Below are 11,528 nucleotides of genomic sequence, written 5' to 3' on the forward strand. Positions count from 1 at the left end.
CTTTCTCGACAGTAAGCAAAGCGCGGTCGGAGGCGATCCGTCGGCCGCGTCGCCGCACAAGGACCCGTGCCCAAGGAGAAGCAATGAAGCTCACGAAAACCCTGATCGCCGCCAGCGCGGTCGCCGTCCTCGGCGTCTCCGCGCTCGCCGGATGCTCGTCCGGAGGGGGCGACGACGCCGCCACGGGCGAGGCCGTCGCCCTCACCATCGCCAAGCCGGACGGCGCCATCACCACCGAGTCGAACAACCCGTACGTCGGAGACTCGTCCGCCTCGAAGTACGGCTACGGAAAGGTCGTCTTCGAGACCCTCGGCCTCGTCAACCAGACCGGAGACCGCGGGGTCACCCCCTGGCTCGCGGAGAGCATCGAGTGGAACGACGACTACACCGCCGTGACCGTCGTGCCCCGCCCCGACGTCACCTGGAGCGACGGGGAGCCGTTCACCGCCGACGACATCGTCTACTCGTACGAGCTCGTCTCCACGCCCGCGCTGGACACGGCCGGTCTGAAGTTCGAGGGCGCCACCGTCGACGGCGACGCGGTCACCCTGACGTTCGGCGAGTCGAAGTACGTCAACCAGGCGCGCGTCCTGCACGTGCCGATCGTTCCGAAGCACATCTGGGAGAACCTCGACGACCCCGCCACCGATCCCGTCAAGGGCGACGACCTCGTCGGCACCGGCCCCTACGCCCTCTCCAACTGGTCCACCGAGTCGGTCACGCTCACCGCGCGCGACGACTACTGGGGCGGCGACCTCGCCGTGCCCGAGCTGCACTACGTCTCCTACGGCGACAACACCGCGCTGACCACGGCCCTCGCCCAGGGCGAGGCGGACTGGGCGCAGGCGTTCATCCCGCAGATCCAGGAGCAGTTCCTCGACGCCGACCCCGAGCACAACAAGTTCTGGGCCGCCCCGACCACCGGCTCGGCGACGCTCTTCATGAACCTGCAGCAGAAGCCGTTCGACGACCCGACGTTCCGCCAGGCTCTCGCCTGGGTCATCGATCGCGACGCCTACGTGGACATCGCCCGGGAGGGCGCCAGCGAGCCGGTCTGGTCGGTGACCGGATTGTCGTCGATCCTGGACGACGAGATCCAGCCCGAGTTCGAGGGCCAGGAGTACGCCGTCGACGCCGAGAAGGCGCGGGATCTGCTGGAGTCAGCCGGGTACACCTGGAAGGACGACGCGCTGATCGATCCGGACGGCACCCCCGTCTCGTTCACGCTGTCGGTGCCCTCGGGCTGGAGCGACTGGAACACGGCACAGGAGCTCATCGCGGAGGATGTGACCGAGGCCATCGGTGCCGAGGTGAAGATCGACATGCCCGACTGGGGCGGCTGGCAGGTCCCGCGTGACGAGGGCACGTTCTCCGCGATCATCCACTGGCTGGAGGACAGCGGCACCGCTTACGGCCTCTACACCTCGACCATGGACCCCCGCTGGATCTCCCCGGAGGGCATCGCCGGGTTCAACTTCGGCCGCTTCGAGGACCCGGAGGCCACGGCGGCGCTGAACGGCTACGCCAACGCGTCGTCGGACGAGGAGCGCACCACCGCCCTCACCACGCTGCAGGAGATCTTCGTCGAGCAGGTGCCCGCCATCCCGCTCGGCGCGCACCCGCTGCTGGGGGAGTTCAACACCCGGAACTACGTGGGCTGGCCCTCCGAGGAGGACCCGTACGCCTCGGCCGATCCGACCCAGCAGAACATCGTGCAGATCCTCACCAAGCTGGAACTCGCCGACTAGGGCTTCGACAGGCTCAGCCACCCCCTGCACCGGCCTTCGACAGGCTCAGCCACCCACGGCGGGGCTTCGACAGGCTCAGCCACCCACGGCGGGGCTTCGACAGGCTCAGCCACCCACGGCGGGGCTTCGACAGGCTCAGCCACCCATCTGGGTCCCTGAGCCTGTCGAAGGGCCCGCCCCACTTAGGAGCACCATGTCAGATCCCCTGCTCACCGTGCGCGACTTCTCCGTCGTGTACGACGTCGACCCGCCCGTCGCGGCGGTGAAGAACGTGACCCTCGAACTGCAGCGCGGCGAGATCCTCGGCCTCGCCGGCGAGAGCGGCTGCGGCAAGACGACGCTCGCGTACGGCGTCCAGCGGCTGCTGCGCGCGCCCGCCGTGATCACGAGCGGCAGCGTCACCTTCCACGACGTGACCGGTGTCGACATCGACATCAACGCGCTGGACGTCGACGCGATGCAGCGATTCCGCTGGGACAAGGTGTCGATGGTGTTCCAGGGGGCGATGAACGCCCTCAATCCGGTGGCGACGGTCGGATCGCAGCTGGAGGACGTGTTCGAGATCCACCGACCCGACATGACCCGGAAGCAGCGCCGAGCCGAGGCGGAGGAGCTGCTCGAGATCGTGAAGGTCGGGCGTGAGCGTGCTCGCTCCTTCCCGCACGAGCTGTCCGGAGGCATGCGGCAGCGCGTCATGATCGCGATGGCCCTGGCGCTGCGGCCGCAGCTCATGGTGATGGACGAGCCCACCACGGCGCTCGACGTCCTCGTGCAGCGGGAGATCCTCACGCAGATCTCGCAGCTGCGGCACGAGTTCGGGTTCTCGGTCGTCTTCATCACGCACGACCTCCCCCTCCTGCTGGAGATCAGCGACCGGATCGCGATCATGCGCGAGGGAGAGATCATCGAGCTCGATACGGCAGAGCGCATCTGGACGCAGCCCGAGCACGAGTACACGAAGACCCTGCTGTCGTCGTTCCCCCGGCTCACCGGGGAGAGAAGAGTGCTGGTGCGATGACCACCCTCGAATTCCGTCACGTCACGAAGGCGTACAACGTCCGAGGCGCCGGCCAGATCAAAGCCCTCGACGACGTGAGCTTCACGCTGACATCCGGGCAGACGATCGGCCTGGTCGGACAGTCCGGCAGCGGCAAGTCCACGATCGCGAAGATCCTCACCCAGCTCGAGACCCCGACTGCCGGCGACCTGCTGCTGGACGGCGCGCCGGTCCCGCGCCGCGGCCGCGGACTGCGGAGATATCGGCAGCAGCTGCGGATGGTCTTCCAGGACCCGTTCGCCTCCCTCAACCCCTCGCACTCCATCCGGTACCACCTGGAGCGGCCCCTCCGTCTCGACGACGTCGTGTCCAGAGCGGAGACGGAGGCCGAGGTGCGCCGGCTCCTGGAGCGCGTGCGCCTCGACCCGGATGCGGTGATCGACCGCCGACCGCACGAGCTCTCCGGCGGGCAGCGTCAGCGTGTCGCCATCGCGCGGGCGCTCGCCTCCCGGCCGTCGCTCCTCGTCGCCGACGAGCCCGTCTCCATGCTGGACGTCTCCATCCGGCTCGGGGTGCTCACCCTCCTCGCCGATCTGCAGCGTGAGGAAGGGCTCGGCGTGCTCTACATCACCCACGACCTCGCCACCGCACGCCACTTCAGCGACGAGATCATGGTCCTCAACCAGGGCCGGGTCGTCGAGTACGGCACGGCGGACGACGTGATCCTCGATCCACAGGACCCCTACACCCGCGCTCTGCGCGCCGCATCGCCCGACCCGGAGAAGCACTTCGCGTCGGCGGCATCGAACGGAGGTGCGCGGTGAGCACGGCTTTTCCGCAGCTCGACGACAACGACCTCATCGCGCAGAGCGCACGGGAGGCGGGGACGACCGCGACGACGGTGGACCGCGGGACCCGGCGCGTGCCCTGGCGCTTCTTCGCCGGACGCGCCGCGTTCTACCTCTTCACGCTCTGGGCCGCGATCACCATCAACTTCTTCCTGCCGCGGCTGATGAAGGGCGACGCGGTGACGTCCTACCTCGCCCGCAACCGCACGGTGAGCCCGGAGGCCGCCGACGCCCTGCGCATCCTGCTGGGGATCGACACCGACAAGAGCCTCTGGCAGCAGTACCTCGAGTACTGGGGCATGCTGCTCCGCGGCGACCTCGGCATCTCGACCCTGCACGGGCTGCGGCCGGTGGCCGAGGTGCTGGGGGCGGCGTTGCCCTGGACACTGGGGCTGGTGGGCATCGCGACGATCATCTCGTTCGCGCTCGGCACCGTCGCCGGCGCCATCGTCGGCTGGAAGCGCGGGAGCAAGCTCGACGCGATCATCCCGGTGACGACGTTCTTCAACACCATCCCGTACTTCTGGCTCGGCCTCATCGCGATCGCCATCTTCTCCTCGACGCTGAAGTGGTTCCCCTCCTCGCATGCCTACGACAAGGGGCAGTCGCCGGAATGGAGTCTCGACTTCATCGGGCAGGTGATCGCGCACGGCACCCTCCCGGCGCTGACGATCGTGGTCGCCTCGCTCGGCGGTTGGGTGCTGGGGATGCGCAACATGATGCTGACCGTGCTCGACGACGACTACATCACCGTCGCCCAGGCCAAGGGCATGCCCAACCGACGCGTGCTCTGGGCGTATGCGGCCCGCAACGCCGTGCTCCCGCAGATCCAGAGCTTCGCGCTGTCGATCGGCTTCATCGTGGGCGGCACGATCGTGATGGAGATGGTGTTCAGCTATCCGGGTGTCGGCAAGCTGCTGCTCGACGCGACCAACGCGAAGGACTTCGCGCTCATGCAGGGCGTGTTCCTCGTCATCACCCTCTCCGTGCTCGTGGCCAACATCCTCGCCGATGTCGTCTACGCCTACCTCGACCCGCGTACCCGCCAGACGGAGTCCTGACATGACCGTTCCCCCCACCACCGCCCCCGACGGCTCGCGCGTCCCCTCCGGCATGCCGGAGACCGCCACCCTGCGCACGCCCGCCGACCGCGCGCCGGCGCGCCGGACGTTCCGATCGCAGCTCGCCCAGGCGTTCGCGATGTTCCGCAACCCGAAGTCCATCGCGGGGCTGATCATCCTCGGGGCGTTCGTGCTCATCGCCGTCTTCGCCCCCTGGATCGCCCCGTACGGCCCGACGCAGAAGGACCGCTCCGCGCTCCGGCAGTCGCCGTCCTGGGAGCACTGGCTCGGCACCACGCACATGGGCGAGGACGTCCTGAGCCAGATCATCTACGGCACGCGCGGGGTCATCGTCGTCGGCTTCCTCGCCGCCTTCATCGCCACGGCGATCGCGATCACCATCGGCGTCATCGCGGGCTACGTGCGCGGGTGGCGGAGCGAGTCGCTGTCGGCGCTGACGAACGTGTTCCTCGTCATCCCCGGCATCCCGCTCATCATCATCATCGCCTCCCAGTTCGAGAACCCGCCGCTCATCGTGATCGCCGCGGTGCTCGGGCTGACCGGGTGGGCGTGGGGAGCCCGCGTGCTGCGCGCCCAGACCATGTCGCTGCGCAACCGCGACTTCATCCAGGCGGCGCGCGCCAACGGCGAGCCGCTGCGTCGCATCATCACGGTGGAGATGCTGCCGAACCTCCTCGCGCTCATCGCCTCGAGCTTCGTCGGTACCGTGACCGCCGCGATCCTCGGGCTCACGACCCTGGCGTTCATCGGCGTGATCCCGGTGAGCAACCTGAACTGGGGGACGATCCTGTTCTGGGCCCAGCAGAACGGCGCGTTCCCGCGGCTGTGGTGGTGGTATGTGCCGGCCGGGCTCTGCATCGCGATCATCGGCGTCGCGCTCTCGCTCATCAACTTCGGCATCGACGAGTACGTCAACCCGCGCCTGCGCTCGGCGGGAGAGCGGGCCAGGGCGATGAAGAAGAAGGGGCTCAACGTGAACGACGCCGTCACGGCCGTCCGCAGCGTGCCCCTGCCGGAGAAGAGCCCCGATCCCGTATCGTCGGCGACTTCGCCGGGCGCTTCCGGCACCACCGACTCCTCGAACACCGCGACACCGCACACGAACCAGAACACGAAGTGATGACCTCTCAGACTCTGACCACGCAGCTCCCGTACCAGGACCCCGCTCTCTCCATCCCCGAGCGCGTGGCCGACCTCCTCAGTCGCATGACGCTCGAGGAGAAGGTCGGGCAGATGCTCCAGCTCGACGCTCGCGACGACATCGACGACCACGTGCTCCGGCGGCACGCGGGCTCGATCCTGCACGCCTCGGACGAGCGTCTGCGGCGGGCTGCCGTCCTGGTCGCGCAGACCCGACTCGGTATCCCGCTGCTCGTGGGCGAGGACTGCATCCACGGTCACTCCTTCTTCCCCGGGGGCACGATCTACCCGACGCAGCTCGGTATGGCGGCCTCGTGGGACCCGGCGCTTGTCGAGCGCGTGGCGCGGGCGACGGCCGAGGAGGTCGCCGTCACCGGCATCCACTGGACGTTCTCGCCGGTGCTCTGCATCGCCCGCGACCTGCGCTGGGGGCGGGTGGGGGAGACCTTCGGGGAGGACCCGTTCCTCATCGGGGAGCTGGCTTCGGCCATGGTGCGCGGCTATCAGGGTGACGGGCTCGACGACCCCACCGCGATCCTCGCCACGGCCAAGCACTTCGCCGGCTACTCGGAGACGCAGGGTGGACGCGACGCCAGCGAGGCGGACATCTCCCCGCGCAAGCTGCGCTCCTGGTTCCTGCCGCCGTTCGAGCGGGTCGCCCGCGAGGGCTGCCGGACGTTCATGCTCGGCTACCAGACGACGGACGGGGTGCCCATCACGCTGAACGAGTGGCTGCTCAGCGACGTGCTCCGTGGCGAGTGGGGCTACACCGGCACGCTCATCACCGACTGGGACAACGTGGGCCGGATGGTGTGGGAGCAGCGGGTGCAGCCCGACCTCACGCATGCGGCGGCCGCCGCGGTGCGCGCAGGGAACGACATGGTGATGACCACGCCCGGGTTCTTCGAGGGGGCGCTGGACGCGGTCGCCAGGGGGCTGCTGCCGGAGGACGCGTTCGACGACGCGGTCTCCCGCATCCTTACGCTGAAGTTCGAGCTCGGACTCTTCGAAGACCCCCGGCTGCCCCGCGACGACGTGTCCGCCGTGGTCGGCAGCGCCGCGCATGCGGAGCTCAACCTCGAGATCGCGCGCCGCTCGCTCGTGCTCCTCGAGAACGACGGCCTGCTGCCGCTGGACCCGGCGGCACCGCTGCGAGTGGCGGTGACCGGGCCGCTCGCGGACGACGCGCAGACGCAGCTCGGCGACTGGGCGGGCGGCTCGGGCCAGGCGGGCTGGCTCGACGGACAGCCCCGCGAGATGATCACGACCGTGCTCGACGGCCTCCGCGCGGTGGACGCGTGGACGGTCACGCACACGCGCGGCGCCGACATCCTCACGCTCGCTGACGACCCCCGCGGCACGCACTTCCCGGACAACCAGCCGCGTCCTCCCGTGGTGCAGCCGTGCCCGCCGGATCCCGCGCTGATCGCGGAGGCGGTGGCCGCCGCCGAGGCCGCGGACGTCGTGGTCGCGGTGGTGGGCGATCGCATCGAGCTCGTGGGCGAGGGACGGTCCACGGCCACGCTGGAGCTCATCGGCGGCCAGAACGCCCTGCTCGATGCGCTCATCGAGACCGGGAAGCCCGTCGTCGTGGTGCTGCTGGCGTCCAAGCCTCTCGTGCTCCCGTCTTCGGTGCAGCGCGCGGCGGCCGTCGTGTGGGCGGCCAACCCGGGCATGCAGGGCGGACGGGCGTTCGCCGACATCGTCACGGGTGCCGTGGAGCCCTCGGGGCGGCTGCCGATCTCGTTCGCGCGGCACGTCGGACAGCAGCCGACCTACTACAACCAGATCCGCGGCCAGCACGGCGACCGCTACGCCGACCTCACCCAGGCGCCCGCGTGGGCCTTCGGCGAGGGCCGGTCGTACACGACCGTGGCGTACGCGGACCTGGAGCTGGAGCAGACGGAGCTGCGCCTCGGCGACACCGTGGTGGGGCACGTGACCGTGACGAACACGGGGGACCGGCCCGTCCGCGAGACCGTGCAGGCCTACGTGCGGGACGAGGTGACGAGCGTGAGCTGGACCGACCGTGAACTGAAGTCCTTCCGGCAGGTCGAGCTCGCGCCGGGGGAGAGCGCCCGCGTGCGGCTCGAGGTCCCCGTCGCGGACTGCACGATCGTGACCGCCGCCGGTGTCCGCACCGTGGAGCCCGGTGCCTTCACGCTCCTGGTCGGCCCCAGCTCCCGCGAGGAGCACCTCCTCCCCGCCCCCTTCGAGATCTCCCCGTCCTGATCCCGAGACCCCGCTTCCCCGCCGAGACCCCGTCGTATCCGCGCGGCGGCGGCGGGGTCTCGGCGCGAGGCCGGGGTCTCGGCGCCTCGATTTGACCTCAAGTGCACTTGAGGTTTTACGGTGGAGGGCGTGAGTGGGACAGAGAAGAAGTCGCGATGACGTATGTGATCGCGCTGCCGTGCGTCGACCTCAAGGACAAGGCCTGCATCGACGAGTGCCCCGTCGACTGCATCTACGAGGGCGAACGGTCGCTCTACATCCACCCGGATGAGTGCGTGGATTGCGGGGCGTGCGAGCCGGTGTGCCCCGTCGAGGCGATCTACTACGAGGACGACCTCCCCGACGAGTGGCAGGACTACTACAAGGCCAACGTCGAGTTCTTCGACGAGATCGGCTCGCCCGGCGGCGCCGCCCGCACCGGGCTCATCCGGCACGACCACCCCCTCATCGCCGCGCTCCCACCGCAGGAGGTGCACGAGTGACCCCGCGCATCGCCATCGTCGGCGCGGGCCCCGCGGGCATCTACGCCGCCGACCTCATCCGGGCGCAGGTGCCGGAGGCGGCCATCGACCTGTACGAGAAGCTTCCCGCCCCGTACGGGCTCGTCCGCTACGGCGTCGCCCCCGACCATCCGCGCATCCGCAAGATCATCGATGCGCTGCACGACGTGCTCCTCCAGCCCGGCATCCGGCTGCGCGGCAACGTCGAGGTCGGCGTCGATGTGACGGTCGACGAGCTCCGCCGGGCGTACGACGGCGTCGTCATCGCGACCGGAGCCGACCGTGACGTGACGTTCGACGTGCCGGGAGCCGACCTTCCCGGATCGTACGGAGCCGCGGAGTTCGTGGCCTGGTACGACGCGCACCCCGACGTCGCCCAGGGCTGGGGTCTGGAGGCGGAGTCCGTGGCCGTGCTCGGCGCAGGCAACGTCGCGCTCGACGTCACACGCATCCTCGCGAAGCACGCCGCCGCGCTGCAGTCGACCGACACCCCCGACCACATCCTCGACGCGCTCGCCGCGAGTCGGATCCGCGACGTGCACCTCTTCGCCCGCCGTGGCCCGGCCGATGTGCGCTTCTCGGCCCTGGAGCTGCGCGAGCTGGGCGAGCAGCACGACGTGGAGGTGATCGTCGATCCCGCCGATCTCGAGCTCGACGACCACGCCGCCCGCATGCTGGAGCAGTTCTCCCAGCGCCGCATCATCGTGCGCACCCTCACGGACTGGGCGGAGCGTCCGTCCGCCGGGGCCTCCCGGCGCATCCACCTGCACTTCCGGCATCGACCCGTCCGCGTCCTCGGTGCGGACCGCGTGGAGGGCATCGAGTTCGAGCGCACCGCGTCCGATCCGCTCGGCCGCATGGTCGGCACCGGCGAGCTCGTGCGCTACGAGGTCGGCGCCGTCTACCGGGCGATCGGCTACCTCTCCTCGCCCGTGCCCGGTGTGCCGTTCGACGCGGCACGGGGCATCGTGCCGAACGCGGAGGGGCGGGTGCTCGATGCCGACGGCACGCCCGTCCCCGGCCTCTACGCCACCGGCTGGATCAAGCGCGGGCCGATCGGACTCATCGGCTCGACCAAGTCCGACGCCGCACAGACCGTGCAGCATCTCGTCGAGGACCTCGCTGCCACTCCGTCCGCCCGCATCGACCGGGACCCGCCCCTGGACCTCCCCGGCGTGGTGGACTGGGAGGGTTGGTTGCGCATCGACGAGGCCGAGCGCCGCGCCGGAGCCGTCCGCGGCCGGGAGCGCACGAAGCTCGTCGACCGCGCAGCCATGCGCGCCCACGCGACCCCCACCCCCATCCCTCTCGAGGAGAGCACCCGATGACCCGCGACCCGCACACCACCCCGCACCCCGCCGCTCCGGTGCCCACGCCGGTCGGAGAGGGGCTCAAGGCGGCGTTCCGCACCCACCCCGCCGGTGTCGCCATCATCACGGCGCAGGGTCCGGACGGCCCCGTGGGCCTCACCGCGTCGAGCGTGTCGTCGGTCGCCGTCGATCCGGCGGCCATCGTGTTCTCGGTGACCAGGGCGACCGGAAGCGCCGGGGCCATCCTCGGCGCGGAGACCTTCGTCGTGCATCTCATCGACGACGAGCACTCCGCGCTCGCCCAGAGCTTCGCGGTGAGCGGTTCCGAGCGCTTCACGCCCGAGCAGGGCTGGACGACGCTGCCGACCGGGGAGCCGCACCTGGCGGAGGCCAGGGTCGCGTTGCGCTGCCGAGCGATCCAGACCGTGCCCGTCGGCTCGTCGACCGTGGTGATCGCCGAGGTGCTCGAGGTGCTCGCGGGCCGCCCCGCCCGCCCGCTCGTCTACATCGACCGCCGATTCCACGCCCTGTCCCACGACACCGCCCTCTGACCCCGTCACGAAAGGAACAACCATGTCCACTCCGTACACGCTCCCCGAGCTGCCCTACGACTACTCCGCGCTGGAGCCGCACATTTCCGGCAAGATCATGGAGCTGCACCACTCCAAGCACCACCAGGCCTACGTGACCGGCGCGAACACGGCGCTGGAGCAGCTCGCGGCGGCCCGGGACAGCGGCGACCTCGGAGCGGTGAACAAGCTCGAGAAGGACCTCGCGTTCAACCTCGGCGGCCACATCAACCACTCCGTGTTCTGGCAGAACCTCTCGCCCGAGGGCGGCGGGGCTCCGGAGGGCGAGCTCTCGGCGGCGCTCGCGGATTCGTTCGGGTCGATCGACGGTTTCCGCGCGCACTTCACCGCGACGGCCCTCGGCGTGCAGGGGTCCGGCTGGGCCGTGCTCGCCTGGGACTCGGTGGGCGCTCGCCCGGTGATCTTCCAGCTCTTCGACCAGCAGGGCAACGCGCCGCTCGGCGTCATCCCGCTGCTGCAGCTCGACGTGTGGGAGCACGCCTACTACCTCGACTACCTCAACGTGCGGGCGGACTACGTCAAGGCGTTCTGGAACCTCGTGAACTGGCCCGACGTGCAGCGCCGCTTCGAGACGGCGCGCACCGCGACCGCGGGTCTCCTCGTCCCCTGACCCCCTCTTCGCCGACCCGGCCCCTTGCGTGCGCCCCGGCCCGTTGCGATCGTCCGCAACGGGCCGGGGTGGCCGCAAGGGGCCGGGTCGCGTTCAGGCGAGGGTGAGGAAGAGCTTCTCCAGGTCGGGGAGCGGGACGGCGTCGTCCTGCGCGGGGTCCTCGAGGCAGGTCTTCATGGCGGAGGCGATGATCTGGAACCCCGCCTTGTCCAGGGCGGAGGTCACGGCGGCGAGCTGCGTGACGACGGCCCGGCAGTCACCGCCGCTCTCGACCGCGGCGATCACGGCGCCGAGCTGTCCCTGTGCGCGCTTGAGGCGGTTGGCGATCTTGCGCTGCGTGTCGATGTCGACGGTGGTCATGGTCTCTCCCTGAAGGCCGGCTGTGCGCTCCACTATACCCCCGGGGGTATAGTGTCTGCATACCCACCGGGGTATCGAGTGAGGAGAGAACAGATGTGTCGAGCAGTCCGT

General features: G+C 70.0%; 11 protein-coding genes. 10 read left to right on the forward strand and 1 reads right to left on the reverse strand.

Features of this window, described 5'->3' with window-relative positions; translation table 11 throughout:
• Positions 1 to 83 precede the first annotated feature (83 nt).
• From MICNX66_RS01660 to MICNX66_RS01705, 10 genes are all read left to right on the forward strand, one after another.
• Positions 84 to 1,748: an ABC transporter substrate-binding protein gene (locus MICNX66_RS01660; RefSeq protein WP_187663057.1), complete on the forward strand. Its 1,665-nt coding sequence runs from the start codon at positions 84 to 86 to the stop codon at positions 1,746 to 1,748.
• A 193-nt stretch (positions 1,749 to 1,941) separates the two neighbouring features.
• Positions 1,942 to 2,766, forward strand: a complete 825-nt coding sequence (locus MICNX66_RS01665) for an ABC transporter ATP-binding protein (protein ID WP_187663058.1) — start codon at positions 1,942 to 1,944, stop codon at positions 2,764 to 2,766.
• On the forward strand, positions 2,763 to 3,569 hold the full coding sequence (locus MICNX66_RS01670; protein ID WP_187663059.1) for an ABC transporter ATP-binding protein: 807 nt from the start codon (positions 2,763 to 2,765) through the stop codon (positions 3,567 to 3,569). The genes MICNX66_RS01665 and MICNX66_RS01670 overlap by 4 nt, the downstream gene beginning before the upstream one ends.
• Positions 3,566 to 4,654, forward strand: a complete 1,089-nt coding sequence (locus MICNX66_RS01675) for an ABC transporter permease (protein WP_187663060.1) — start codon at positions 3,566 to 3,568, stop codon at positions 4,652 to 4,654. Before MICNX66_RS01670 ends, MICNX66_RS01675 begins: the two co-directional genes overlap by 4 nt.
• A 1-nt stretch (position 4,655) precedes the next feature.
• Entirely contained in the window at positions 4,656 to 5,795 is a 1,140-nt protein-coding gene (locus tag MICNX66_RS01680) for an ABC transporter permease (protein WP_187663061.1), read from the forward strand.
• Positions 5,795 to 8,047, forward strand: coding sequence for a glycoside hydrolase family 3 N-terminal domain-containing protein (locus MICNX66_RS01685; RefSeq protein WP_187663062.1), 2,253 nt, complete (start codon positions 5,795 to 5,797; stop codon positions 8,045 to 8,047). The genes MICNX66_RS01680 and MICNX66_RS01685 overlap by 1 nt, the downstream gene beginning before the upstream one ends.
• 155 nt (positions 8,048 to 8,202) lie before the next feature.
• On the forward strand, positions 8,203 to 8,529 hold the full coding sequence (fdxA, locus tag MICNX66_RS01690; RefSeq protein WP_025103996.1) for a ferredoxin: 327 nt from the start codon (positions 8,203 to 8,205) through the stop codon (positions 8,527 to 8,529).
• Positions 8,526 to 9,875, forward strand: coding sequence for an FAD-dependent oxidoreductase (locus MICNX66_RS01695; protein WP_197971864.1), 1,350 nt, complete (start codon positions 8,526 to 8,528; stop codon positions 9,873 to 9,875). The genes fdxA and MICNX66_RS01695 overlap by 4 nt, the downstream gene beginning before the upstream one ends.
• Positions 9,872 to 10,408, forward strand: a complete 537-nt coding sequence (locus tag MICNX66_RS01700) for a flavin reductase family protein (RefSeq protein WP_187663063.1) — start codon at positions 9,872 to 9,874, stop codon at positions 10,406 to 10,408. Before MICNX66_RS01695 ends, MICNX66_RS01700 begins: the two co-directional genes overlap by 4 nt.
• A 22-nt stretch (positions 10,409 to 10,430) precedes the next feature.
• On the forward strand, positions 10,431 to 11,057 hold the full coding sequence (locus tag MICNX66_RS01705) for a superoxide dismutase (RefSeq protein ID WP_025103993.1): 627 nt from the start codon (positions 10,431 to 10,433) through the stop codon (positions 11,055 to 11,057).
• Between the two features lie 93 nt (positions 11,058 to 11,150).
• On the opposite strand, the gene MICNX66_RS01710 is transcribed toward MICNX66_RS01705, so the two are convergent.
• Entirely contained in the window at positions 11,151 to 11,417 is a 267-nt protein-coding gene (locus tag MICNX66_RS01710; RefSeq protein WP_187663064.1) for a metal-sensitive transcriptional regulator, read from the reverse strand.
• Positions 11,418 to 11,528: the final 111 nt, after the last annotated feature.

It is taken from the genome of Microbacterium sp. Nx66 (genome assembly GCF_904066215.1).
GTDB lineage: Bacteria > Actinomycetota > Actinomycetes > Actinomycetales > Microbacteriaceae > Microbacterium > Microbacterium meiriae.